The organism is Billgrantia pellis (genome assembly GCF_008297955.1).
GTDB classification, from domain to species: Bacteria; Pseudomonadota; Gammaproteobacteria; order Pseudomonadales; family Halomonadaceae; genus Halomonas; species Halomonas pellis.
The window spans coordinates 83,202-109,094 of sequence record NZ_VTPY01000006.1 but is presented as its reverse complement, the minus strand read 5'-3'; the positions used below and the strand labels follow the sequence as shown (position 1 = coordinate 109,094).

Below are 25,893 nucleotides of genomic sequence, written 5' to 3'. Positions count from 1 at the left end.
TCGGTGCGTCCCGTCTCTCAGGAAGGAGCCATATCACGCTGGCCGCGATAGTACCGATCCCACATCAGCACCGCCCCGGCCACCGCGCCAGGCAGCAGGAACAGGTTGGCCAGCGGAATCCAGGTGATCAGCGTCACCCAGCCACCGAAGGTGAGCGTCTGCCACGAACGCGAGCTCAGCCGGCGACGCATGTCGGCGAAACTCACCTTGTTGTTGTCCATCGGATAATCGAGGTAGGTGATGGCCATGATCCAGGCCGAGAACAGCGCCCATAGCAAGGGAGCGACGACATTGACCGCTGGAATCCAACTGATCACCAGCAACAGCAGTGCCCGCGGCATGATATAGGCAAGCTTGACCAGCTCGCGCCCCAGGGCGTCGAGAGCCGTGCGAGCCAGGCCGCGATCGTCGAGCGGCGGCCTGCCGGTGACCTGAACCTCCACCTTGGCCGCCAGGAAACCGTAGAAGGGAGCGGCGATCAGGTGGGTCACCAAGGTGAAGGTAAAGAACACGATCAGCACGAGGCTGATCACGAAAAGCGGCCAGATCAGCCAATCCAGCCAGCCGAGCCAGGCCGGCACCAGGGCCATCCAGCCATCCAGCCAGCCGCCGAAGTGGCTGACCACGTAGTAGAGCATGGCCGAATAGACCACCAGGTTGATGGCAATCGGGACGTATACGTAGCGGCGCAGGCCGCGGCCATAGACCAGCCGCGTCCCGCGACTGAGCGCCGTCAGGGCATCGAGCATCGAGGTCCTCTGCGGTGGATCATTCCTTGCGCTTCAGGGCGTCCTCGTCGAGCTGCTCGGGGGCCATGTGGCGAATGTCGAGCCCCTTGACCAGATAAATGACGTACTCGGCGAGGTTGTCCGCATGATCGCCGACCCGCTCCAGCGCACGCAAGATCCACATCACGCTGAGCACCGGGCCGATGGCGCGACTGTCCTCCATCATGAAGGTCATCAGCGAGCGCATGGCGCTGCCGTACTCGTCGTCCACCGAATCGTCCTCGTGCACCACCTGAAGGGCCAGCTCGGTATCGAAACGGGCGAAAGCGGTCAACGCGTCGCGCAGCATGCGCCGCACGTGCTCGCTGATATGGCGCACCTCGATCAGACCACGCACGTTGTTGCCGCCTTCAATCAGGGTCAGGGCGTTGCGCGCGATCTTGCTTGCCTCGTCGCCGATGCGTTCGAGATCGGCAGTGGCGCGGATCACCGCCAGCACCAATCGCAGGTCGGAGGCGGCCGGCTGGCGCCGCGCCAGAATCCGGGTGCATTCGTCGTCGATCTTGAGCTGCATGGCGTTGACGTCGCGATCCTTGTCGCGAACCTTCTCCGCCAGGCGGCTGTCCCCCTCCAGCAGGGCGAGAATCGCCTCCTGAACCTGTTGTTCGACGAGACCGCCCATGGTCATCAGGTGGGTCTTGAGCGCCTCCAGTTCTTGATTGAACTGGCGGGAAATGTGCTGACTATGAGTGTCGCTGGTGATATCCATTCGTTCTCTCCTCGGGCCACGGGCCCTTGCCCGTCGTGACGTCAGGCCATGCGACCGGTGATGTAGTTCTCGGTGCGGCGCAGGCTGGGGTTGGTGAACAAGTTGTCGGTGGGAGCGTACTCCACCAGTTCGCCATCCTGCAGGAAGGCGGTGTAGTCCGAGACTCGTGCCGCCTGCTGCATGTTATGGGTGACCAGTATTAGGGTCAGTTGCGATTTCAAACCGCGAATCAGTTCCTCGATCTTCAACGTCGAGATCGGATCGAGCGCCGAGGCCGGTTCGTCGAGCAGCAGCACCTCGGGACGCACCGCCAGAGCGCGAGCGATCACCAGGCGCTGCTGCTGGCCGCCCGAGAGCGACCAGGCCGAGGCACGCAGCCGGTCCTTCACCTCGCCCCACAGCGCCGCGGCTTCGAGCGCCCATTCCACGATGTCGTCCATGCGGCGACGTGTCAGCCCCCCCTGTAGGCGCAGCCCAAAGGCGACGTTCTCGTAGATCGACATGGGGAACGGATTGGGCACCTGAAATACCATGCCGACACGCCGGCGCAGCTCATCCACGGCGACCTCGGGGGAGTGGATGTCCTGACCCTCGAGCAGAATGCGGCCCTCATGGCTCGCTTCTTCGTTGAGATCGTGCAGCCGGTTGAGTGCGCGCAGCAGGGTTGATTTACCGCACCCCGACGGACCGATGAACGCCGTGACACGGTGCCGCGGCACACGCAGGGAGATATCGCGCAGCGCTGGCTTGCCGCCATAGGCCAGGCTCAGCCCCTCGATTGCGAGGCAGCTGGCTTCGGACGGGAAGTCAATGATCGAACCCGAAGTGGCGGGCTGGAGTCGGGGCGGCCTGGACATCGGGCGACGCTTCCTCAAGGTTGACGCGCCAGCACGCCGTGCCGCGCGCGAAAATAATGACGCAATAATATGGCAGTCAGGTTAAGCAACAGGATCACCAGCACCAGCAGCAGCGCCGTGGCATAGACCACCGGCAACGCCGCCTGTACATCGTTGCCATGAAACGCCGTATCGTAGATGTGGTAGCCGAGATGCATGAACTTGCGTTCAAGGTGCAGGAAGGGAAACTCGCCGTCCACCGGCACCTGTGGCGCCAATTTGGCCACGCCGACCAGCATCAGCGGCGCTACCTCGCCAGCGGCACGGGCAATCGCCAGGATCACCCCGGTCAGCATCGCCGGTAACGCCATCGGCAGTACCACTCGGGTCAGCGTTTCCAGCCGGGTGGCGCCCAGCGCCAGGGCGCCTTCGCGCTGCTCGGCGGGAATCCGCGCCAGCCCCTCTTCGGTGGCCACGATCACCACCGGCAGGGTCAGCAGCGCCAGGGTCAGCGACGCCCACAACAATCCCCCGGTACCGAAGGTGGGCGACGGCAGTGCATCGTTGAAGAACCATTCGTCCAGCGAGCTGCCGATGCCGTAGACGAACACCCCCAGGCCGAACACGCCGTAGACGATCGAGGGCACGCCAGCCAGGTTGCGCACCGCGATCCGTACCAGGTGAATCATGCGCCCTTGGTGCGCCACCTCATTGAGGTAGATCGCGGCCAGCACGCCGAAGGGGGTAACCAGCAGCGACATCAGCACCACCATCAGCACGGTACCGAAGATCGCCGGCCAAACGCCCCCTGAGGCGTTGACGTCGCGCGGCCCCTCGGAGAGAAAGCGCCACACACCCTGTCCCCAGGCCATCATCTTCTCCACCGTCGACATGGCGTTGGGCCGCCAGGCGTGCAGCACCTCGTCGAGAGGCTGCTCCAGGCGCCGCCCGTCGACGCTCTCGATGATCACCACTTCGCCGTGCATGGCGGCCTGCAGTGCACGCAACGTCTCATTGACGTCGGCCAACGCCTCGCGCGCTTCGCGATCGCTCGGGTTGGCTTCGACACGCTGCACCAGCGGGCGCAGCGTATCGCGCTCGATCCGGTCGCGCTCGTCGCGTAGCGTCATCTGAGCCTGCAGGCGGGCCTGAAGTCTTGACCACACCGCCTTCTGGTCGAGCGGATGGGCGGTCGGCTCGATCGGGCCCACCGACACGAGACGACCGATGAAGTCACCATATCGCCGCCGCTCCAGTACCACCAGGTCCACGGGTCGCTCCTGCGAGGCAATGGTGCTCACCGGCACCCACTCCCATACGCGACCGTCGAGGTCGCGATTGCCGGTGAAGTAGAGCCGCTCGCTCCCTGCCTGCCCCACTAATGGCAACTCACGCACTGCACGGCCGGCGATCGCGCGGCCATCCTCCAGTTCGACCAGTGTCACCGGCGCCGGCCAAAAGTGGCCCAGCCCGCGCACGCTGATCAGCAGCAGCAAGCCACCCAGCATCAGCAGCGAGACCGCAACGCTGCCGGCCGTCAGCCAGGCCCAAGGGCCCTCGGAGCGCGGCAGAGGTCGTCTTATGCGGCGCTTCATGGTACGCCACCCAGCCAGCGGTAGCGTCGCCGCAACCGGCTTCTCACCACTTCGGCCAGGGTGTTGACCAGGAAAGTGAAGGCGAACAAGAGCAGTGCCGCCAGCATGAGCAACAGGTATTCTTCGCTGCCCGGTACCGCCTCGGGCATCTCGACGGCGATACCCGCCGCCATGGTACGCATACCCTCGAAGGGATTCAGGCTCATCAGCGCGGTGTTGCCGCTGGCCATCAATACGATCATGGTCTCGCCCACCGCGCGTCCGGCACCGATCATGACCGCGGCGAAAATGCCGGGTGCGGCGGCCGGGAGTACGACTCGCCATAGCGTCTGCCAGCGGGTCGCCCCCAGTGCATGGGCACCTTCTCCGAGTCGCGACGGCACGCCGGACAAGGCATCCTCGGCCAGTGCGTAGACACTCGGCATGATGGCGAAGCCCATCGCAAGGCCGACGATCAGCGCGTTGCGCGTGGCATAATCGAGCCCCAGCTCGGCATCCAGCCAGAACCTCAGATCGCCGCCGAATAGCCTCTCTTCCACCATCGGCGCCAGTGCGAAGCTGGCGTAGGCGAGCAGGGCCAGCCAAGGCATCAGCCACAACCCGGCCCGCGACAACGACATGTGGCGGCGCGCACTCACCGGCAGCCGACGCCAGCCCGCCGCGGCGAGCAATACCCCTGACGGCAGCAGAAACAGCAGTGCCAGCGCACCCGCCAAGTGGCGTTCGATCCAGGGCGCCAGCACCAATCCGGCGATGAACCCCACCACCACCCCGGGCAGTGCCTCCATCATCTCGAGCGTCGGCTTCATGCGGCTGCGTAACCGCTGTGACATGAACAGCGCCGAGTGCATCGCGGCGCCCAGGGCCAGCGGAATGGCGAAGACCATCGCCCACAGGGCCGCCTTGAGCGTGCCCCAGGCCATCGGTGTCAGCGAGTCTCGAAGCCGACCGACATCGAGTCCGCCCCCGACGAGCGCCGGCAGCACCTCGAAAGCCAGGAAGGCACCGATGGCCATGACCGCCAGGACCACGCCGATGCCACCGGCGGCAATCAGGCCGGTAGCAAGCCGATCACGCTGGTGTCGCCAGAGAGATCGCGAAGGGGAGGAGAGACGGGAAGACTCTATCATGGTCGGAGCGTATAACGGCGTGATGACAGTTGGATGACAGGCTACGGCGCAGGCGTATCGAACCCCAGCCGGCGACGCTGCTGCACCAGCGCTTCGTCCGACAGCGCGACGAAACCCAGCTCGGTCACGGTGGCCTGCCCTTCGGATGACAGGATGAGGTCGAGCAAGGCCCGCTCGGGACCCGACAAGACCTCACCGGGCGGCAGGTTGGTATACAAATAGAGCGAGCGGCTCAACGCATAGTCGTCCTGGCGCACACGCTCGGCATCGGGGCGATACCGATTACCGTCCGCCTCCAACGCCAACGCTTTGACGCCGGGCGTCAAATGATTGAGCCCGGCGTAGCCGATCGCCTCGGGGCTCTCGGTCACCGCCGCCACCACTGCCGCCGCGCCGGGATGCTCGTTGAGACGGCGACGATACTCGCCACCGCAAAGGGCGCGCTGGCGAAACAGCCCATAGCTGCCGGAAGCCGGGTTGCGACCATGCAGCTCGATGCGCCCCTCGATCGCCTCGACGCCCAGTCGCTCCCAGCGGGTGAGTTCATGTTCGGCACCACACCGGCGTGTACGCGAGAAGATGGCGTCGACTTGCGCCAGGGTCAGGAACTCCAGCGGATTGTGACGATGCACGATCACGACGAGCGCATCGCGCGCCACCTCCACTCCCACCGGCGCGTAGCCATGCGCTTCGATGAAAGCAGCACGCTCGTGGTCATGCATGGATCGCGACATGGGCCCGATTCGCGTTGTCCCTGCTGCCAGCGCGGGCGGGGCACTGGCCGAGCCGCTGGCCTGCAACTGCAGACGAATGCCCGGATGACGCTCGGCGAGTTGTTCGCCCCAGCGAAGCATCAACCCCGCCATGGTATCGGAACCCACCATACCGAGGGTGCCCACCGGCTCGTTGGCAGCGGCCGAGAAAGATAACGATAGCCACAGCGCTGCCAGGCATGCGCAAGGCAACCTCCACTTGCCCTGAAACGTCATTCGACACTCCTGTCGCAAGGAAACGAATCCGCCATGGGAGATGCGCCATGAGATGGGTCATTGCGATGCTGGTGAGGCAATGACTTGGCGTATAAGATGGCGCACTGCAGCAGCCTGATGGACTGCCATAACGACCGTCACAACAACAAGCCGAGCCGACCAGACGCCATGACCGACCTCGACGACGTGCCCGCCCCCCAAGGCCATTTGACTCTCAAGTTACTGGCCAACCGACAGGATACCAACCTCTACGGCGATATTCCCGGCGGTTGGCTGGTACACCACATGGATCAGGCCGCCGAACTGGCCGCCGGTCGCGAAGCGCGCGGCCGCACCGCCACCGTTGCCATCGAGACCATGGACTTCCTGTGTCCCGTGCGCGTCGGTTCGATGGTGCATATCTTCACCATCGTGCGTGAGATCGGCCACAGTTCGGTCAAGATCGATGTCGAAGTATGGATACGTCAGCCCCACGAACGCGAGACCAGCGAACTGCACAAGGTCACCGAGGCCCGCTTCGTGATGGTGGCCCTCGACGACAAGGGGCGCATCCGCGCCGTCCAGCAGACGGCCTGATAACCCGCGGCGCTTCCTCGACAATGCGACGAGGGCGCCTCATGGCGCCCTCGGGCTTGATGCGGACGGACCTGCGCTCAGTTGACGATGCTGTCGCGGGCCTTGAGGTAGGCGAACTCGCCGGCATCGTTGGAAGGGCGAACCAGTCGCTGGAAGGCGACGTAGGATTCGTAGACCTTGGCCGAATCGGGATCGTTCTCCACCTGCTCCTGAATGACTGCCTGAGAGGCCTCGTAGAGGGCTTCCATGACGTCCTGGGGGAAAGTGCGCAGCTGCACACCGTGCTCTTCCACCAGCGTCTCCAGCGCCTGGGCGTTGCGATACGTGAACTCACTGTACATCGCCAGGTTGGAAGCCCGCGCCGCCTCGGTCACCACCGCCTTGAGTTCGTCGGGAAGCGCATTCCAGGCATCCAGATTGACGGTTCCCTCGAGCACCGCCGACGGTTCGTTCCAGGCCGAGGTGTAGTAGTAATCCGCCACCTGATGCAGGCCGAAGGCCAGATCGTTGTAAGGACTCACCCAGTCGGCGGCATCGAGTACGCCGGTCTGCATCGAAGTGAAGATTTCACCGCCCGGCATGTTAACGGTCGTCACACCAATACGGTTCATCGCCTCGCCGGCCAACCCCGGCAAGCGCAGCTTGATGCCCTGAAGATCGTCGAGGGAATTGATCTCCTTCTTGAACCAGCCGCCGGGCTGGGTACCGGTATTCCCCACCGGGAACGGCTTGAGGTTGTGCTTTCCGTAGATTTCGTCCCACAATTCCTGACCGCCACCATGGTAGAGCCAGGCGTTGGTTTCGACGGTGTTCATGCCGAAGGGTACGGCCGTGAAGAACTGCGAGGCGGCCACCTTGCCACGCCAGTAATAGGCGGCGGAGTGGCCCATTTCGGCGGTGCCGGCGGCGACCGCGTCGAAGACCTCCAGCGGCGGCACCAGCTCGCCGGCCCCATGCACGCGCACCCGCATGCGGCCGTTGGAGAGCTGTTCGATACGCTGAGCGAATTCATTGGCGCCCGTGCCCAGGGCCGGGAAGTTGGTCGGCCAGGAGGTGACCATGTTCCAGGTGATCGTCTCCTGCGCCTTGGCGGTGGAGACGAAAGGCGCGGCGACGGCGCCGGCGGCGCCGAGGCCGACGGTCTTTAAGAAGTTGCGGCGTTGCATGGCGAGCATGACTCCCGGGGTAAATTATTCTGAGCCGCGTTATGTCACGCGGTGTGTCCGCTCGTGAGTATGCGGCAAGGGCGATTTAACCGGCAAGCCGACTCATTGACGTAGACGTCAACGTATCCGCGATTCATAGCGAAGAATAGGCCGAACACAGCTCGCTCGACCGAAGCTCACAGAGGGGTCAACTTGGCAAAACCCAGCACCAGCCATTTGTCGCCCTCCCCTTCGAAACTGACCTGAACCCGGGCGCGCTCCCCATCGCCTTCGGCATTGAGGATCACGCCTTCGCCGAATACGGGATGACTGACGCGTTGCCCCAGGCTCAGGCTGGGCAGCTCGGCACCACCGTCCACGTGGGTCTGCCGCGACAGCCCCACTGCCGGCCGAACGGCTGTTACCGGGCGCGAGATCTGTCCGCGCAGGCGCACCTCCTCCAGGTACTCGGTGGGTATCTCACGCAGGAAGCGAGAGGGCCGCTGGAAGGTCTCCTTGCCGTGTAGCCGGCGTATCTCGGCGTAGGTGAGGTAGAGCTTGCGCATGGCCCGGGTCAGGCCGACGTAGCAGAGACGACGTTCCTCCTCGAGGCGGCCGGGTTCCTCCAGTGACATCTTGTGCGGGAACAACCCTTCCTCGACACCGGCGACGAACACCACCGGGAATTCCAGCCCCTTGGCCGAATGCAGCGTCATCAGCTGTACGCTGTCCTCGAACTCATCGGCCTCGTGTTCGCCGGCGTTGAGCGCCGCTTCGGCCAGGAAGGCCTCCAGCGCCACCGCGCCCTCGCCCGCCTCGGGCGGATCGAAAGACTCGCCCTGGGTGAAGGCGCGCGCGGCGTTGATCAGCTCTTCCAGGTTCTCGACACGCGCCTGGCCCTTCTCGCCCCTCTCGCTCAGGTGATGCTCGATCAGACCGGAGGCTTCGTTCACGTGAGCGATGATTTCGTGCAGCGACATGCCGGCGGTGTCGTTGTCGAGCCGCTCGATCAGGTCGGCAAAGGCCTGCAGTGAAGCGCCGGCACGCCCCTTGAGCGAGGCGTCGCTAATGCCATCGTGCAAGGCCTGCCATAGCGACACGCCGGTCATCCGGGCACGCTCGCGCAGCAGTTCGACCGTGCGCGTGCCGATGCCGCGGGGCGGCACGTTGACGATGCGCTCCAGCGAGGCATCGTCGTCACGATTGAGCAACAGTCTCAGGTAGGCCAAGGCGTTCTTGATCTCCAGCCGCTCGTAGAAGCGCTGTCCGCCGTAGATACGGTAAGGCATGCCCTGGCGTATCAGCGTTTCCTCGAGCACCCGCGACTGGGCATTGGAGCGATAGAGGATGGCGACATCACGACGTCGGCAGCCTTCTTCGACCCGTTCGCGGATGGTATCGACGATGAAGCGTGCCTCGTCGAGATCGTTGAACCCGGCATAGACCGAAATCGGCTCGCCGCGCGCCCCAGCCGTCCACAGCTCCTTGCCCATGCGCTCGGCGTTGTGGCTGATCAAGGCGTTGGCGGCGTCGAGGATCGCACTGGTGGAGCGATAGTTCTGCTCCAGACGCACGGTATGGGTGGTGGGAAACTCCTGCTCGAAGCGACGAATGTTCTCGATCCGCGCTCCGCGCCAGCCGTAGATCGACTGATCGTCGTCGCCCACCACCGTCATCGGCGTCCTCATTCCGGTGAGTAGCTTGAGCCAGGCGTACTGCAGGGTGTTGGTATCCTGAAACTCGTCGACCAACACGTGGGCGAAACGCTCCCGGTAGTGAGCCAGAAGCGCCGGCGTGTCGCGCAGCAGCTCCAGGCTTCTCAGCAGCAGCTCGCCGAAATCGACAAGCCCGCCGCGCTCACAGGTGAGTTGGTAGCGTTCGTAGAGTTCGACCATCTGGGCCAGATAAGCGTCGCCGTCGGCGTCGACCTGATGCGGCCGCAGGCCCTCCTCCTTGCAACCGGAGATGAAATACTGGACCTGCCGCGGCGGAAAGCGTTCGTCGTCGACCCGGTACTCCTTGAGCAGCCGCTTGATCAAACGAAGCTGATCGTCACTGTCGATGATCTGGAAGTGCTGCGGCAGCCGCGCGTCCTGCCAATGGGTGCGCAGCAGACGATGGGCAATGGAGTGGAAGGTACCGACCCAGACGTTGCGTAGCGACAGTCCAAGCAGCGCCTCGAGGCGCGTGCGCATCTCGCGCGCCGCCTTGTTGGTGAAGGTCACCGCCAGAACCGCGTAGGGCGACAGGCCCTCGGCCTGCATCAGCCAGGCGATGCGGTGCACCAGTACCCGGGTCTTGCCCGAGCCGGCCCCGGCCAGCACCAGCATGTTGCCCTGGGGCGCGCTCACTGCTTCACGCTGCGCCGGGTTCAACGGATCGAGAATCGCCGTGACGTCATCCATGGGGAAGGCATCGCTGCTTGAAAAATGGGTCGTCAGCTTATCACATCCGCCCGCTGGGGCGCGGGAAGCGGGAAGAGCGGCGAAGCCGGGTCAGGGCTTGCCTTCCTGCTCAGGAAACCTCAACGGCGTCAGGCTCCTCTTCACTGCCTTGAGCTGCTCGGCGAGCTTCGGCCCGCGGGTCTTGGCCACGCCCACGGCGAGCACGTCGACCAACACCAGATGGGCGATGCGCGAACTCATCGGCGTATAGATCTCCGTGTCCTCGTGTACATCGATGTACAGCGGCAGAGTCACTTCCTCGGACAGTGGCGAGCCGCTGGGACACAGCCCGATCACCGTGGCGCCGGCCTCCCGTGCCAGACGCACGCTGGCCACCAGTGCCCGGGTGCGGCCCGTCTGGGAAATCGCCACGACCACGTCGCCCTCCTTGAGCGTCACCGCCGACATGTTCTGCATGTGCGGATCGGCGTAGGCCGCAGTGGATATCTGTAGACGGAAGAACTTGTGCTGGGCATCGAAAGCCACCGCACCGGAAGCGCCGAAGCCGTAGAACTCCACTCGGTTGGCCATGGCCAGCGCTTGGATCGCTCGACTCAGGGCGTCGTTGTCGAGCCGATCGCGCACCGACAGCAGGGTGCCTACCGTAGAGTCGAAAATGCTCTGGGAGAACTCCGCGACCGAGTCGTCGTCGTTCATCGAGAACTGGGCGAACTGACTGCCCGACGCCAGCATCTGCGCCAACTTGAGCTTGAAGTCCTGGAAGCCATTGCAGCCCAGCGCCCGGCAGAAGCGCACCACGGTCGGTTCGCTGACCTTGGCCTCGGTGGCCAGGTCGACGATACGCATGTGGATCACTTCATCAGGGTTACGCAGCACGAAGCGCGCCACTTTCTGCTCGGAGCGGCGGAAGTGCTCCATGCGGCGTCTCATTTCATCGAACAGGGCGCGGCTCACGCTGAACTCCTTGATTGACGAAGCGGAAGCTCAGTATGCCTCATACCGCCTCGCATGGGGAATTTCACCCCACAGCGTGGAAGGACCGCTTCGTCATGATTTTGTCAAGTGGGGTATAGTAAAGATGCTGTAAATGAATCTTGCTGTGTAGGAACAGGCACAGAAGAAGAAAGAAGGAGTCGATCATGCGTAAGGTCGAACGGATCACTTCCGTCAAGAACGAACTTCTCGATATCTTCATGAGCATCAACGTCGCCGAGCATGAAAAGCGCTCCCGCAGCGCTGCCCAACGCAACCTGCGAGCCCGCCGTGGCATTGAGCTGCACAACGAATTCAAACAGCTGGAACGGAATATCGCCAATCTGTCCGACGACGAAAGGCACTGAAACGACCGCCCGCGGACGGTCGTTCGAAATAAGCGCCAGCCCTGGGAACGGGGCTGCGAAGCGCCTTAGCCCAGCAACGAGTGCAGAAACACCGCAACCACGCCCAGCGGTGCCACGTAGCGCGCCACCACCAGCCACAGCGACTCGCGGCCGCCGGAGAGATTGAGCTCGGCGGCCACGCCCTGGCGATCCAGGCACCAGGCGACGAACAGGATCGCGCCGAGTCCCGTCAGGGGAAGCAGTATCTTACTGGTAAAGGTATCCAGAAGATCGAAGATGTTGAGCCCCAAGATCAGCACATTTCCCAATACGTTGAACGAAAGCAGGGCGAGGATGCCCAGCGCCCACACCGCCGCACCACTGACCAGAGTGGCCACGACGCGCGAGAGCGGCGTGCGCTCTTCGACGAATTCCACCACCGGTTCCAACAGGGAAATGGCCGAGGTCAGGGCGGCGAAGGTCAACAGCAGAAAGAACATCAGGCCGAGCAGGGTGCCGCCGGTCATGTTGCCGAAGGCCAGCGGCAGGGTAACGAAGATCAGGCCGGGGCCCGAATCGAGATCCAGCCCATTGGCAAACACGATGGGAAAAATCGCCAGGCCCGCCAGCAGTGCGATGCCGGTATCGAGAAGAATGACCGTACGTGCGGTTCCCAGCAGATTGACCTCCTCGCCCAGGTAGGAGCCGTAGGCCATCATGATGCCCATGCCCAGCGAGAGGGTGAAGAAGGCCTGCCCCATGGCCGCCAGCACCACCTCGCCATTGATGGCGCCCCAGGCGGGCCGGAACATGAAGGAGAGCGCCTCGCCGAAGTGACCGGTCGTCATGCCGTAGCCCACCAGGATCAACATCAGGATTACCAGTGCCGGCATCATGGTGCGTACCGCGCCTTCGAGTCCCTTGGTCACCCCTCGGGCCACGATGCCGATCACCAGTACCATGAAGAGGGTGTGCCACAGCAGCAGCACGCCGGGGCTGGCCAACATGCCGGTGAAGACACCCCCGACTCCCTCGGCGTCCTGACCGCTGAACGTCCCGGTGATCGACCCCAGCGTATAGGAGAGCGACCACCCGCCGATCACGCTATAGAAGGAGAGAATCAGGAAGGCACCGAGGACACCGCCGATACCCACCAGCACCCAGATCGGCAGGTGGCCGCCACGGCGCGCAAGATCGGACATCGCATTGATCGGGTTCTCCTGGCCACGCCGGCCGATCAACCACTCTGCCACGAGAATCGGCAACCCGATGACGGCGATGCAGAGCAGATAGACCAGTACGAAAGCCGCTCCACCGCTCTCGCCGACCATGTAAGGAAACTTCCAGATATTGCCCAGCCCCACCGCCGAGCCAGCGGCCGCAAGCACGAAGGTCATCTTGGATGACCATTGCGCATGTACCAGTTTCGACATGACATCACCTGTTGTTGTGTAACGGGTCGTTGATCTCTCTCAAGGTAAAAAACGCAGCAGATCGCATGGTTTTCCACCCGAATGCCGGCAAATTTATCCGATCAAAGGCTAGAAGACCAGCAGCGAGGCTTAGAAGAGCGGAGCTTGGCGCTCGCCGGCGAAATCGCTCAGGGGCGGCAAGGCGGCGTCTCGGGAGAGTGCTTCGTATAGCCGCCTGGCCAGCTCCGGCGCTTGGCGGTTATTCGCGGTGTGCACAAAGAAAAAAGGGGTTTTCCCCTGACTTATCCACAGCTTCAGCCGCGCTACCCAAGGCACGAAGTAGCGCAGATTGATCGCTTCGTCGAGGTGTCCAATGAAGCGCACCAGCGGCTGATCCGCCGTGGAAATCACGTGTAATGGGCATCTCGGCTTTTCCTGCTGGGCTTTGGCCAGGTCCGGCTGGCCGACGGCAGAGGTCGAAAAGAGAGGCCTGACATCCAGCATCGCCCGGTTGACACCATAAGTTATCAACATGCGGTTCAGCGCCGTCTCGGCCGAGCCCTTGTGGAAAAATTCCGGATGACGCACCTCGACCGCGTTGGGAATGCCGGACGGCCAGTGTGCGAGTAGCGCCTCGAGCCGGGGCAGCTCGTCGGGGCCAAAATCCCTTGGCAACTGCACGAGCACAGGGCCCAGGCGATCGTGCAACGGCGCCAGCGCAGCGAAAAAGGCATCCAGTGCCGCTTGAACCTCACGCAAACGTCGCACATGGGTGAGTTCGGCCGGCAGTTTGAAGCAAAAGCGGAAGTGCGGCGGGGCCTGGCGTGACCAGCCGGCCACTGTCTTCGGTCTGGGTGCACCGCTATAGAAAGTCGTATTGCCCTCTACGGCTGAGAATACGCGGGTATAGTCGGCCAACCAGCTCTCCTGGCCGGCATAGGGCGGGTAGAGTGAGCCACACCACTCGGGGTTGGCCCACATGGGCAGGCCCATAAACAGTCGAGACATGGCAACTCAGAAGAAGCCGATAACGAAGCGATAAAGCGTCACTCCACCGTCACCGACTTGGCCAGATTGCGCGGCTGGTCCACGTCGGTGCCCTTGAGCACCGCCACGTGGTAGCTCAGCAGCTGCAAGGGTACGGTATACAGGATCGGCGCGAGGGCGTCGTGCACGTGGGGCAGACATAGGACGTGTACCCCCTCCTGCGCCTCGATGCCCACACGTTCATCGGCGAATACGAACAGCTCGCCGCCACGGGCCCGCACCTCCTGCAGGTTGGATTTCAGCTTGTCCAGCAGCTCATCGTTGGGTGCGACCGAGATCACCGGCATCTCGCTGTCGACCAGTGCCAGCGGACCGTGCTTGAGTTCACCGGCGGGGTACGCCTCGGCATGAATATAGGAGATCTCCTTGAGCTTGAGCGCTCCTTCCAGTGCGATGGGGAAGTGCGCACCGCGACCGAGGAATAGGGCATGGTGCTTTTCGGCGAAGGCCGTCGACAACGCCTCGATCTCGCCATCCAATTCAAGCACCTGGCTCACCCGCTTCGGTAATTCACGCAGGGCGCCGACCAGCTCCGCCTGGGTTTCTGTCGCGAGTCCCTTGACTCGTCCCAATGCCAGCGTCAGCAGCATCAGCGCGGCGAGCTGCGTGGTGAAGGCCTTGGTCGAGGCGACACCGATTTCCGGCCCGGCCTGGGTCATCAGGGTCAGATCCGATTCTCGTACCAGCGAGCTGCCGGGCACGTTGCAGATCGCCACGCTGCCGAGATACCCCTGTTCGCGCGCAAAGCGAAGCGCCGCCAGGGTATCGGCCGTCTCGCCGGACTGCGACAGGGTCACGAACAGAGTGCCTTCAGGGACCACTACCGTGCGGTAACGATACTCGGAAGCAACTTCCACCTGCACCGGCACCCCGGCATAGCGCTCGAGCCAATAGCGCGCCACCAGCCCGGCGTGAAAACTCGTGCCGCAGGCAACGATATGGACCTGCTTCGCTCGTTCGAACAACGTCTCGGCGTCGGGGCCGAAACTCTCCACCGGCACCGAACGTTCACCCAGCCGCCCCTCGAGCGTGGCAGCGATCACCTCGGGCTGCTCGAAGATCTCCTTGAGCATGAAGTGGCGATAGTCGCCCTTGCTGGCCGCTCCGTCGCCGTGTTCGAAGGTCTGCACCGGACGGTTTACCGTCTCGCCGCGTGCGTCGAAGACATCGATCCGTCCAGCACCGGAGAGACAGACCACATCGCCCTCCTGCAGGTAGACGAAGCGATCGGTGACCTGCAGCAGCGCCAACGGGTCCGAGCCGAGGAAGGCCTCGTCGATGCCGACCCCCACTACCAGTGGGCTGCCCTTGCGCGCGCCGACGATGGTATCGGGTTCGTCGGCGTGCAGCACCGCCAGCGCATAGGCACCCTCGAGTCGCGCCAGCACACGTTGCACCGCGGCCAACAAGCCGCCGCCACGGCGAAACTCCTGGTCGATCAGGTGCGCCACGACCTCGGTATCGGTTTCTGAAGCGAAGCCATAGCCCGCCGACTGCAGTTCGCGACGCAGCGACTCATGGTTCTCGATGATGCCGTTGTGCACCAGGGCCAGCCGGTCGCCCGATTGGTGCGGATGCGCATTTTCCTCGCTGGGCCGGCCATGGGTGGCCCAACGGGTGTGAGCGATGCCGCATCGACCCGGCAGGGGTTCGCTCTCAAGCCGAGTCTCCAGTGCGGCCACCTTGCCCATCGCTCGGCTGCGCTGCAGCGCTCCCTGAGGTGACAGAACCGCCATGCCGGCCGAGTCGTAGCCGCGGTATTCGAGCCGCCGCAGTCCCTCGAGCAGGATGCCTTCCACATTGCGCCCGGTGACGGCGCCGACGATTCCACACATGACGATTCCTCGCGCTGTTGGGTTCAGTGATCCCGGATCTTGGCCGGACGCGCCCAATCGGGCTTGCTGACCTGACGTCCCCGAGAGACGGCCAGGGCATTGTCGGCCACGTCCTTGCTGATGGTCGAGCCCGCGCCGACGGTGGCGCCACGCCCCACGCTGACCGGCGCCACCAGAGCGGTATTGGAGCCAATGAAGGCCCCATCGCCGATATCGGTGCGATGCTTGTTGGCCCCGTCGTAGTTGCAAGTGATGGTACCGGCACCGACGTTGACGTCGCGCCCCAGCCGCGCATCGCCCACGTAGCTGAGATGATTGATCTTGCTGCCCTCGCCGACCTCGGCATTCTTGGTCTCGACGAAGTTGCCCACCCGGGCGCCCGGTGCCAGCCGAGTCCCTGGGCGCAACCGGGCGAAGGGACCAATGCGGTTGAGGCCAGCGGCCACGGCTCCTTCGATCACGCTATGCGCCTCGATCACGGTCTCGGCACCGATACGGCTGTCGCGGATCACGCAATGGGGGCCGATGCGTACCCCCTCGCCGAGCTCCACCTCGCCCTCGAAGACGCAGCCCACATCGATATCCACGTCGTGACTGCAGGTCAGGCGACCACGCACGTCGAGACGTGCCGGATCGAGCAATGCCACCCCTTCGCGCATCAACGCTTCGGCGATGCGCGCTTGGTACGCTCGTTCGAGCCGTGCCATCTGCTGCCGGTTGTTGACTCCCTCCACCTCGAGCGGATCGGCCGGCTGCGCGGTGGCGATATCCACCCCCTCGGCGGCGGCCATGGCGATCACGTCGGTGAGGTAATATTCGCCCTGGGCGTTGTCGGCAGAGAGCCGCGGCAACCACCGGCGCAACTGTTGCGCCGTCATCGCCATGATACCGGTGTTGCACTCGCGGATCGCCAATTCGCTCTCGCTGGCGTCCTTCTGCTCGACGATCGCCACCGCTTCGCCCGCCGCGTTGCGCACGATGCGCCCGTAGCCGGTGGGGTCGTCGAGTGTCACGGTAAGCAATCCCATGCACGCCTCGTCGACCCGGGAGAGCAGCGTCGCCAAGGTGTCGCGCCGGATCAACGGGACGTCGCCATAGAGCACCAGCACCTTGCCATCACCGAGACCCTCCAGAGCCTGGGCCACCGCATGGCCGGTGCCCTTCTGTTCGGCCTGCAGAGCGAAGCGTGCCGGGGTATCGTCGAGCGCCTGGCGCACCCGCTCGGCCCCATGACCGACTACCACGTGCAACCGGTCCGCCTCGAGCTGCCGGGCGGTATCGAGCACGTGGCGAACCATCGGCTTGCCGGCCAGACGATGCAGTACCTTGGGCAGTGTCGAGCGCATCCGCGTCCCCTGCCCGGCCGCCAAAATCACCACATCGAGGGTCATCGAAGACTCCTTGTCCATTCGCTTGGGTCCAACACAGGGAGCCGACGGCTCGCCCGTTTCATCATGATGGGGTCGCACACGGCGTTCTCAACGCGGCGCTCAGCGCACCTCCAGCTCCATTTCCTCGGGCAGCGAGTCGCCGAAATAGTCGACGAAAGCGGGGCTCGCCATACTGCTCCAGCCATCGCCTTCACGCACCAGCAACAGCACTCGAAGATTCTCCTCCCGAGCCAGCGCCAGCCCCTCCTCTTCGCCCAGCACCATCATCGCCGTGGCCCAGGCATCGGCCCAGGCGTTAGAGGGGTGTACCACGGTCACCGAAGCCACGCGGTGCTCGATCGGACGCCCCGTACGCGGATCGATGGTATGCGAGTAGCGCTTGCCGCCTTCCTCGAAATAGTTGCGGTAATCGCCCGAAGTGGCCACCGAGATGTCGTGCAGTGGCACGACATGGATCGCCTCCTGCCGGTCGTCGAGCGGCGCCTCGATGCCGATGCGCCAAGGCTGCTCCTCGCTATCCCGGTAGCCGCGAACGATCAGATCCCCCCCCAGATTGACCAGATAATGCTCGATTCCCTGGGCGTCGAGATAGGCGGCCACCCGATCGGTGGCATGCCCCTTGGCCACGCCGCCAAGGTTGACGAACACATCGCGAAGTCGACGTGCCTGTAGCTCGTCGACATCGATCTCGATGCTGTCGGGGCCAGCCTGGGCCAATCGCTGCCGAAGCGTCTCGTCGTCGGGAACCTCCCGCGGACGCGCCTCGGAGCCGAAGCTCCATAGGTTCACCAGCCCTCCGACGGTAATGTCGAAGGCACCGTCGCTGGCTTCGGCCACCGCCTGACTGATCGCCAGCACTTCGATCAGTTCGTTGGAGAGAGGCTGCCATTCGCCAATCGGTGCCTGGTTGAAGGCCATCAGTTCCGAGTCGTCGCGATAGACCGACATGGCGACGTCTACCTGTTCGAGAACCTCCAGCAGCCCCGCCTCCAGCTCTTGTGCCCGCCCCTGCGTCAGGGGATCCGCCATGGTCACTTGGTAGAAGGAACCGAAGATGTCGCCCTCGAGGCGCACCGGCGAATCCAGCGGGCGCTCGCTCTCGGAACAACCGACCAGCAGTCCCAGGCACATGATGGCGATGACGGCGAGGCGCAGGACGAAACTCATGGTAGCAGGACTCCTGACTCCGTGTGGCATGACTAGGCGAAGATCCACAGCAGCCATAATCCGAGCACGATGCGATATACCACGAAGGGCTGCATGCCGATTCGCGCGATGAAGGCGAGGAAATAATGGATGCAGAAATAGGCACTCAGCCCTGACAGGACCACTCCTGCTGCCATCGCCGACCAGTCGATATGGCTCGGCGACTGCACCAGGCCGACTATCTCCAAACCCGACGCCAGAACGATCACCGGTACCGATAGCAGGAACGAGAAGCGCGCCGCCCCCTCCCGGCTCAGCCCCAGCAGCAATGCCGCAGTAATGGTAATGCCGGAGCGCGACGTGCCCGGAATCAGCGCCAGCGCCTGCGCCAGACCAATGATCAAGGCATCGCGCATGGACAGTTGATACTCGCTTCGACCCGCGCGCTTGTTCCAGTCGGCATAGGCCAGCACCAGGCCGAATGCGATCAGGCCGAACGCAATCCAGAGCGGCGAACGCATGCCGACCTCGATACGATCGTGCAGAGCGAGGCCCGCCAAGCACACCGGAACGGTCGCCAACAGCACCCACCAGGCCAGCCGGGCATCCGAATCGTCATTGCCCTGGCGTAGCGTCCTGACGTTCAGGGACATGACCCAGCTCACTGCCATTCGCTTCAGGTCATGGCGAAAATAGATCACCACGGCCAGCAGGCTGCCCAAGTGTACAGCCACGTCGAAGGTCAGCCCCTGGTCGGTCCAATCGGTGAGAACCGGTACCAGAATCAGGTGGGCGGAGCTGGAAATCGGCAGGAACTCGGTCAACCCCTGGATCACGGACAGCACAACGACCTGAAGCCAATCCATATGGCATTTCTCCTGACGACAAGCATCTCGCGCCGCGTCTACGCGGCGTGCACGGAAAGGAACGCAAAGAGGATACACGGACCGTCGCCGCTTGTCCGCCGTCTCTCGCTACGACCTAAGCTGTCCGTCGACTTCGCAGGGCATACGGGGCTTGCGGCCCCGTGCCGAATCGCCGCGTCAGTGGCGGGCAGCCGTGCGAGCGAAAGCTAGCGAGGGGTTACACCCCGGTCAGCACCGCGGTGGCGATGGTGAAGTAGATCAGCACGCCGCTGGCATCGATGAGCGTCGTCACCAGTGGGGCTGAAGCCGTGGCCGGGTCCCAGCCGACGCGATTGAGCACGAATGGCAGGCACATGCCCAGCAGGCTGCCAAAGAGTACGATGGTGACCATGCTCGTGGCGACCACCATGGCTACCGCTTCGCCGCCTCGCATCACACCGATGGGCGCCACCGCGAGTGCCATGGTCAGGCCCAGCGAGCCCGCCACCAGCAGCTCGCGCCCCAGCAGTTTGCCCCAGTCCTTGACGCCCACGTCACCGGTGGCCATGCCGCGCACCATCAACGTCGCCGCCTGAGCACCGGCATTGCCGCCACTGCCGATCAGCAGCGGCAGAAAGAACACCAGCGCCACCTGGGCGGCGATGGTGTCCTCGAAATAGGCAATGCCGGCGCCGGAAAACAAGTTGGCGAACACCAGCAATACCAGCCAGGTCACGCGCTTGCGATAGAGACTCCAGAGCGGCACCCGGCTGACGCCATCCTCGAGCTGACCGATGGACATGCCCTTGTGAAAGTCCTCGGTCGCTTCGGATTCGACCACGTCCATGGCGTCGTCATGGGTGACGATTCCCACCAGCCTGTCGTCATGATCGATCACCGGCATGGCCAACAGATCGTAACGCGCCACCAGGCGGGCCACTTCCTCCTGCGCCTCGTCGACGGAGATGCGGATCACGTCCTTGATCATCAGGTCGTCGACCCTGGCCCCGGGGCGTGCCACCATCAGCTGTCGCAGCGATAGCGTCCCGGCCAGCTTGCCCTCGGGGTCGACGATGTAGAGCTGGTAGACGGTTTCGGCATCCGGTGCGGTCTGGCGCACCCGCATCATCGCCTGGGAGACGGTCATGCCGCTGGGAATGGCCACGTAATCCGAGGTCATGATCGCGCCGGCGGTTCCCTCCTCGTAGCTTGCCAGCCGCTTGAGATCCTCGCGTTCCTGGCGCGCCATGCGACGCAGCAAGACTTCCTGGCGATCCTCGTCGAGCAGGTTGAACAGGTCGGCGCGTTCGTCCGAGCCCATCTCCTCCAGCACCGAGAGCAGCAGCTCGTCGGACATCGACTGGGCGACTTCGAGCTGTACTTCGCCGGGCAGGTAACCGAGCACATTGGCTCGCCGCTCCAGCGGCAAGCAATCGAGCAGGCTGAGGACGCTGGCCAGGTCATCCTCCTCCTCGACCAGTTCCTCGAGGATTTCGGAAAGATCCGCGGCGCGCAGCTCAGGGAGCAGCTCGTCAAGACGTTCGCGCTGCCCCTGCTCAAGGGCGGTCAGCAGCGTTTCCTTGTGCTCCTGCAGCGGTTCGCTCAGCGACATGGCTCTCTCCTGGCTCTCCCTCGCCGTTGGCCGCTCCTGGCACGACGAGGTCGCATATGTGGCTCGGGCTCTCCGAGACCGGTGGCAGCATGATAACAGAGACAAAAACGCCCCCCGAAGTGGCTTCGGGGGGCGTTGTCGCTGCAGGAGACGATAGGCTCAGCTCTTGCCGCCTTTCTTGCGCAATTGCTGAATCGTTCGCAGTTGCGCCACGGCTTCCGCGAGTTCGGCGGCGGCACGGGTGTAATCCATCTCCGCCGATTTCTCGTTGAAGGCGCGCAGCGCCTGCTGACGTGCCTCCTCCGCAGCGGCCTCGTCGAGATCGCCCGCCCGCGCGGCCGAATCGGCCAGCACGGTCACCACATCCGGCTGCACTTCGAGGAAGCCGCCTGACACGTAGTAGTTTTCCTCCTGCCCGCCATCGTGGATCACGCGAACGGGGCCAGGCTGCAGCTCGGTCAACAGCGGGGCGTGCCCGGGCAGGATGCCCAGGTCGCCCATGATACCCGAAGCCACGATCTGCTCGACTTCACCGGAGAAGATCGAGGCCTCGGCGCTGACGATATTGCATGTGAAGCTTTTCGCCATAGCGAAGTCCCCCAATGGACGGGATTACTTCATCTGGTTGGCTTTCTCGACGGCTTCGTCGATGCTGCCCACCATGTAGAAGGCCTGCTCGGGCAGGTTGTCGTACTCGCCGTCGAGGATGCCCTGGAAACCGCGAATGGTGTCCTTCAGCGGCACGTACTTGCCAGGCGCGCCGGTAAAGACTTCGGCGACGAAAAACGGCTGCGACAGGAAGCGCTGGATCTTGCGCGCGCGGGCCACGGTCTGCTTGTCCTCGTCGGACAGCTCGTCCATGCCCAGGATCGCGATAATGTCCTTGAGCTCCTTGTAGCGCTGCAGCACGTTCTGCACGCGGCGCGCGGTGTCGTAGTGCTCCTCGCCGACGACCAGCGGATCGAGCTGGCGCGAAGTGGAGTCCAGCGGATCGATCGCCGGATAGATACCCAACTCGGCGATCGAACGCGCCAGTACCACGGTGGCGTCCAGGTGGGCGAAGGTGGTGGCCGGCGACGGGTCGGTCAGGTCGTCCGCGGGAACGTAGACCGCCTGCACGGAGGTGATCGAGCCCACCTTGGTGGAAGTGATGCGCTCCTGCAATACGCCCATCTCCTCGGCCAGGGTCGGCTGGTAGCCCACCGCGGAGGGCATACGGCCCAGCAGTGCGGATACCTCGGTACCGGCCAGGGTGTAGCGGTAGATGTTGTCGACGAACAGCAGCACGTCGCGACCTTCATCGCGGAACTTCTCGGCGATGGTGAGGCCGGTCAGGGCGACGCGCAAGCGGTTGCCCGGCGGCTCGTTCATCTGACCGTAGACCAGCGACACCTTGTCGATAACGTTCGACTCGGTCATCTCGTGGTAGAAGTCGTTACCTTCGCGGGTCCGCTCGCCGACACCGGCGAACACGGAGTAGCCGCTGTGCTCGATGGCGATGTTGCGGATCAGCTCCATCATGTTGACGGTCTTGCCCACGCCGGCGCCGCCGAACAGGCCGACCTTGCCGCCTTTGGCAAACGGACAGACCAAGTCGATCACCTTGATGCCGGTCTCGAGCAGCTCGTTGGAAGCCGCCTGCTCGGCATAGGTGGGGGCGGGGCGGTGAATGGGCATGCGCTCCTGCTCACCGATATCGCCGGCCTCGTCGATGGGACGGCCCAGCACATCCATGATGCGGCCCAGGGTCTCCTTGCCCACCGGCACGGAGATGGCGGCACCGGTGTTGGCCACGTCCATGCCCCGCCGCAGGCCCTCGGTGGAGCCCATGGCGATGGTACGTACCACGCCGTCACCCAGCTGCTGCTGGACTTCGAGCACGGTCTCGGAGTTGGCGACGTTGAGCGCGTCGTAGACCTTGGGCACGCTGTCCCGCGGAAACTCGACGTCAATCACCGCGCCGATGATTTGTACGATACGTCCGCTCATCTTGCGATCCTCTCAAAAACCTGCAAATGAAACCTGTGTGCCGGGAGCGGCGTCGCTCCCGAGGCGCTATACGGCAGCGGCGCCGCCGACGATCTCGGATATCTCCTGGGTGATGGCGGCCTGACGGGCCTTGTTGTAGACCATCTCCAGATCGTCGATTAGCCCGCCGGCGTTGTCGGTGGCGTTCTTCATGGCGATCATCCGGGCTGCCTGTTCACAGGCTCCGTTCTCGACCACCGCCTGATACACCTGGGATTCGATGAAACGAACCAACAGGCTATCCAACAGCGCCTTGGCATCCGGCTCATACAGGTAGTCCCAGCTACCGGGACGCTTGTTGTCCTCGTCGTCCGCACCAGCCCCCATGTCGGGGTCGAGCGGTAGCAACTGACGAACCACCGGCTTTTGCGTCATGGTGTTGACGAACTCGTTGTACACCACGTAGAGGCGATCCAGCTGCCCCTCGTCGTAGGCATCGAGCATCACCTTGACGCTACCGATCAGGTCTTCCATCTCGGGCTTTTCGCCCAGGCCGCTCTTGGCGGCGACCAGGTTGCCGCCGTAGTTGCGGAAGAAGCCGCTCGCCTTGCTGCCCAGAGCGCAGAAATCGAGCTCCGCGCCCTGCTTACGCCATTCCACGGCGCTCTTGACCACTGCCTTGAACAAGTTGACGTTCAGGCCACCGCACAGGCCGCGGTCGGTGGATACCACGATGTAGCCGACCCGCTTCACTTCGTCACGCTCGACCAGATAGTCGTGCTTGTACTCGGGGTTGGCGTCGGCAAGGTGGCTGGCCACGTTGCGGATCTGCCGGGCATAAGGCTGGCTGGCCTTCATCAGATCTTGCGCTTTACGCATCTTCGACGCAGCGACCATCTCCATGGCGCTGGTGATCTTTTGCGTATTCTTGATGCTCCCGATCTGGGTGCGTATCTCTTTTGCAGCTGCCATAGCGATCTACCTCGTTCGTGGCCCTCAGAAGAATGTCCATGGCCCGCCCTGTCGAGCGGGCCGGCGGCATTACCAGCTCTGAGTGGCTTTGAACTGCTCGAGACCCTGCTTCAGCCCTTGCTGGATCTCGTCGTTGTAGTCGCCGGTCTGGTTGATCTTGTCGAGCAGCTCGGCGTGCTCGGACTTCATGTAATCGTGCAGGGCACGCTCGAAGTCCAACACCTTGCTCACCTCGACGTCATCCAGGAACCCTTCGTTGGCGGCAAAGAGCGAGAGGCTCATTTCGGCCACGGAGAGCGGCGAGTACTGCTTCTGCTTCATCAGCTCGGTGACGCGCTGGCCGTGTTCCAGCTGCTTGCGAGTGGCTTCGTCCAGGTCGGAGGCGAACTGGGAGAAGGCCGCCAGCTCGCGGTACTGGGCCAGTGCCAGACGCACGCCGCCGCCGAGCTTCTTGATGATCTTGGTCTGGGCCGAACCGCCCACACGGGATACCGACAGACCGGCGTTGATGGCCGGACGGATACCCGCGTTGAACTGGTCGGTCTCGAGGAAGATCTGGCCGTCGGTGATCGAGATCACGTTGGTGGGTACGAACGCGGAAACGTCGCCGCCCTGGGTCTCGATCAGCGGCAGCGCGGTCAGCGAGCCGGTCTTGCCCTTGACTTCACCGTTAGTGAATTTCTCGACGTAGTCGGCGTTGACACGAGCGGCACGCTCAAGCAGGCGCGAGTGGAGATAGAAGACGTCGCCCGGGTAGGCTTCGCGGCCCGGCGGACGGCGCAGCAACAGCGACACCTGACGGTAGGCCCAGGCCTGCTTGGTCAGATCATCGTAGACGATCAGCGCGTCCTGGCCACGGTCGCGGAAGTATTCGCCCATGGTGCAGCCGGCGTAGGGGGCCAGAAACTGCATCGGAGCCGGGTCGGAGGCGCCGGAGGCGACGACGATGGTGTGCTCCATCGCGCCATGCTCCTCGAGCTTGCGCACCACGTTGGCGATGGTCGACTGCTTCTGACCGATGGCCACGTAGATACAGGTGACGCCCTTGCCCTTCTGGTTGATGATGGCATCGATGGCGATCGCCGACTTACCGATCTGGCGATCGCCGATGATCAGTTCGCGCTGGCCGCGGCCGATCGGCACCATGGCGTCGATCGCCTTGAGACCGGTCTGGATCGGCTGGTCCACCGACTGACGGGTGATGACGCCCGGGGCGACCTTTTCCACCGCGTCGGTGAGCTTGGCCCCCACGTCGCCCTTGGCATCGATGGGATTGCCCAACGGATCGACCACGCGGCCGACCAGTTCGGGACCCACCGGCACCTCGAGGATGCGACCGGTACAGCTGGCGGTCATGCCCTCTTCGAGCTGAAGGTAGTCGCCCAGCACCACGGCGCCCACGGAGTCGCGCTCAAGATTGAGCACCATGCCGTAGATGCCGCCGGGGAATTCGATCATTTCACCGAACATCGCGTCTTCGAGGCCGTGAATACGCACGATGCCGTCGGATACGCTGACGATGGTGCCCTGGTTACGAGCTTCGGATGCGACATCCAGCTTTTCGATACGCTGCTTGATGATGTCGCTGATCTCGGAAGGATTCAGTTGCTGCATGCCATGTCCCTCAGACTCAGGCGGTAAGAGCTTCGGAGAGCCGGTTCAATCGACCGCGCACCGATCCGTCGATGACGGTATCGCCGGCGCGCAGGATGACGCCTCCGATTAGCTTCGGATCCACCTGAGTGGTAATGGAGATTTCGCGATTCAGCCGCTTCTTGAGCGCGCCGGCGAGCTTGTTCTGCTGCGTGTCATCGAGCTCATAGGCCGAGACGACGGTGACCTCGATGCGCTGATCGTGCTCGGCGCGCAGATACGCGAACCGCTCCGCGATCGCGGGAAGCGCCATCAGCCGGCCCTTCTCGCCCAGCATGTCGAGGAAAGCCTTCGCCGAGTCGTCGAGCTTGACCTCGGTGAGCTCGACGAGCATGGCCACCTTGCGCTCAGGTGAGAAACGCGGGCTGGACAGAAGCTTCTGCACGTCACGCACGGCAACGGCCTGACCCAACGTGTCGAGCCATTCGGACCAGCCGTCCAGCGCCTGGTGATCGCGTGCGTACTCGAACGCCGCTCTGGCGTAGGGTCGCGCGACGGTAGACAGTTCCGCCATGGATCA

General features: G+C 63.8%; 23 protein-coding genes. 2 read left to right on the top strand and 21 right to left on the bottom strand.

Annotated elements, in window-relative coordinates; genetic code table 11:
- Window positions 1-17 precede the first annotated feature (17 nt).
- From cysZ to F0A17_RS15960, 6 genes are read right to left on the bottom strand one after another with little or no spacing between them, the layout of a single operon-like run.
- The gene (gene cysZ, locus F0A17_RS15985) at window positions 18-749 is read right to left on the bottom strand and encodes a sulfate transporter CysZ (protein ID WP_149329356.1); all 732 of its coding nucleotides are present in this window, start codon (window positions 747-749) and stop codon (window positions 18-20) included.
- 19 nt (window positions 750-768) lie between these two features.
- Window positions 769-1,497, bottom strand: a complete 729-nt coding sequence (gene phoU / locus F0A17_RS15980; protein ID WP_149329355.1) for a phosphate signaling complex protein PhoU — start codon at window positions 1,495-1,497, stop codon at window positions 769-771.
- A 41-nt stretch (window positions 1,498-1,538) separates the two neighbouring features.
- A complete protein-coding gene (pstB, locus tag F0A17_RS15975; RefSeq protein WP_149329354.1) occupies window positions 1,539-2,354 on the bottom strand; it encodes a phosphate ABC transporter ATP-binding protein PstB in 816 nt (271 codons plus the stop codon).
- Window positions 2,355-2,368: 14 nt separating this feature from the next.
- Window positions 2,369-3,928, bottom strand: a complete 1,560-nt coding sequence (gene pstA, locus F0A17_RS15970; RefSeq protein WP_149329353.1) for a phosphate ABC transporter permease PstA — start codon at window positions 3,926-3,928, stop codon at window positions 2,369-2,371.
- Window positions 3,925-5,058 (bottom strand): ABC transporter permease subunit, encoded by a 1,134-nt coding sequence (locus F0A17_RS15965; RefSeq protein ID WP_149329352.1) that lies wholly within the window; start codon window positions 5,056-5,058, stop codon window positions 3,925-3,927. Before F0A17_RS15965 ends, pstA begins: the two co-directional genes overlap by 4 nt.
- A gap of 41 nt (window positions 5,059-5,099) precedes the next feature.
- Window positions 5,100-6,047 carry a phosphate ABC transporter substrate-binding protein gene (locus F0A17_RS15960; RefSeq protein ID WP_149329351.1) on the bottom strand — a complete coding sequence of 316 codons (948 nt, stop codon included), beginning with the start codon at window positions 6,045-6,047 and terminating at the stop codon, window positions 5,100-5,102.
- Window positions 6,048-6,215: 168 nt separating this feature from the next.
- On the opposite strand from F0A17_RS15960, the gene F0A17_RS15955 reads away from it, so the two are divergent.
- Window positions 6,216-6,623, top strand: coding sequence for an acyl-CoA thioesterase (locus F0A17_RS15955; protein WP_149329559.1), 408 nt, complete (start codon window positions 6,216-6,218; stop codon window positions 6,621-6,623).
- Between the two features lie 77 nt (window positions 6,624-6,700).
- Here the strand turns inward: F0A17_RS15955 and F0A17_RS15950 are convergent, their stop codons facing one another.
- From F0A17_RS15950 to hexR, 3 genes are all read right to left on the bottom strand, one after another.
- Entirely contained in the window at window positions 6,701-7,789 is a 1,089-nt protein-coding gene (locus tag F0A17_RS15950; RefSeq protein WP_149329350.1) for a TRAP transporter substrate-binding protein, read from the bottom strand.
- A 176-nt stretch (window positions 7,790-7,965) separates the two neighbouring features.
- Window positions 7,966-10,173, bottom strand: coding sequence for a DNA helicase II (gene uvrD, locus F0A17_RS15945; protein WP_149329349.1), 2,208 nt, complete (start codon window positions 10,171-10,173; stop codon window positions 7,966-7,968).
- 90 nt (window positions 10,174-10,263) lie between these two features.
- A complete protein-coding gene (hexR, locus tag F0A17_RS15940) occupies window positions 10,264-11,127 on the bottom strand; it encodes a transcriptional regulator HexR (RefSeq protein ID WP_149329348.1) in 864 nt (287 codons plus the stop codon).
- A 185-nt stretch (window positions 11,128-11,312) separates the two neighbouring features.
- On the opposite strand from hexR, the gene F0A17_RS15935 reads away from it, so the two are divergent.
- Window positions 11,313-11,513, top strand: a complete 201-nt coding sequence (locus F0A17_RS15935; protein ID WP_149329347.1) for a PA3496 family putative envelope integrity protein — start codon at window positions 11,313-11,315, stop codon at window positions 11,511-11,513.
- Window positions 11,514-11,578: 65 nt separating this feature from the next.
- Here F0A17_RS15935 and F0A17_RS15930 read toward each other — a convergent pair whose 3' ends face one another.
- From F0A17_RS15930 to F0A17_RS15875, 12 genes are all read right to left on the bottom strand, one after another.
- Window positions 11,579-12,925, bottom strand: a complete 1,347-nt coding sequence (locus tag F0A17_RS15930; RefSeq protein ID WP_149329346.1) for a sodium-dependent transporter — start codon at window positions 12,923-12,925, stop codon at window positions 11,579-11,581.
- Window positions 12,926-13,054: 129 nt separating this feature from the next.
- Window positions 13,055-13,912 carry a DUF72 domain-containing protein gene (locus tag F0A17_RS15925; RefSeq protein ID WP_149329345.1) on the bottom strand — a complete coding sequence of 286 codons (858 nt, stop codon included), beginning with the start codon at window positions 13,910-13,912 and terminating at the stop codon, window positions 13,055-13,057.
- 38 nt (window positions 13,913-13,950) lie between these two features.
- Window positions 13,951-15,786, bottom strand: coding sequence for a glutamine--fructose-6-phosphate transaminase (isomerizing) (gene glmS / locus F0A17_RS15920; protein WP_149329344.1), 1,836 nt, complete (start codon window positions 15,784-15,786; stop codon window positions 13,951-13,953).
- Between the two features lie 23 nt (window positions 15,787-15,809).
- Complete coding sequence (gene glmU, locus F0A17_RS15915) at window positions 15,810-17,177, bottom strand: bifunctional UDP-N-acetylglucosamine diphosphorylase/glucosamine-1-phosphate N-acetyltransferase GlmU (protein ID WP_149329343.1); 1,368 nt, start codon at window positions 17,175-17,177, stop codon at window positions 15,810-15,812.
- A gap of 99 nt (window positions 17,178-17,276) precedes the next feature.
- On the bottom strand, window positions 17,277-18,344 hold the full coding sequence (locus F0A17_RS15910; RefSeq protein ID WP_149329342.1) for an FAD:protein FMN transferase: 1,068 nt from the start codon (window positions 18,342-18,344) through the stop codon (window positions 17,277-17,279).
- Between the two features lie 32 nt (window positions 18,345-18,376).
- Window positions 18,377-19,189 (bottom strand): undecaprenyl-diphosphate phosphatase, encoded by an 813-nt coding sequence (locus F0A17_RS15905; RefSeq protein ID WP_149329341.1) that lies wholly within the window; start codon window positions 19,187-19,189, stop codon window positions 18,377-18,379.
- A gap of 217 nt (window positions 19,190-19,406) precedes the next feature.
- A complete protein-coding gene (gene mgtE / locus F0A17_RS15900) occupies window positions 19,407-20,780 on the bottom strand; it encodes a magnesium transporter (RefSeq protein ID WP_149329340.1) in 1,374 nt (457 codons plus the stop codon).
- A 159-nt stretch (window positions 20,781-20,939) separates the two neighbouring features.
- Entirely contained in the window at window positions 20,940-21,368 is a 429-nt protein-coding gene (locus F0A17_RS15895; RefSeq protein ID WP_149329339.1) for a F0F1 ATP synthase subunit epsilon, read from the bottom strand.
- Window positions 21,369-21,392: 24 nt separating this feature from the next.
- The gene (gene atpD, locus F0A17_RS15890; RefSeq protein WP_149329338.1) at window positions 21,393-22,769 is read right to left on the bottom strand and encodes a F0F1 ATP synthase subunit beta; all 1,377 of its coding nucleotides are present in this window, start codon (window positions 22,767-22,769) and stop codon (window positions 21,393-21,395) included.
- 66 nt (window positions 22,770-22,835) lie between these two features.
- On the bottom strand, window positions 22,836-23,720 hold the full coding sequence (gene atpG, locus F0A17_RS15885) for a F0F1 ATP synthase subunit gamma (protein ID WP_149329337.1): 885 nt from the start codon (window positions 23,718-23,720) through the stop codon (window positions 22,836-22,838).
- A 69-nt stretch (window positions 23,721-23,789) separates the two neighbouring features.
- A complete protein-coding gene (atpA, locus tag F0A17_RS15880; RefSeq protein ID WP_149329336.1) occupies window positions 23,790-25,334 on the bottom strand; it encodes a F0F1 ATP synthase subunit alpha in 1,545 nt (514 codons plus the stop codon).
- A gap of 16 nt (window positions 25,335-25,350) precedes the next feature.
- The gene (locus F0A17_RS15875) at window positions 25,351-25,887 is read right to left on the bottom strand and encodes a F0F1 ATP synthase subunit delta (RefSeq protein ID WP_149329335.1); all 537 of its coding nucleotides are present in this window, start codon (window positions 25,885-25,887) and stop codon (window positions 25,351-25,353) included.
- Window positions 25,888-25,893: the final 6 nt, after the last annotated feature.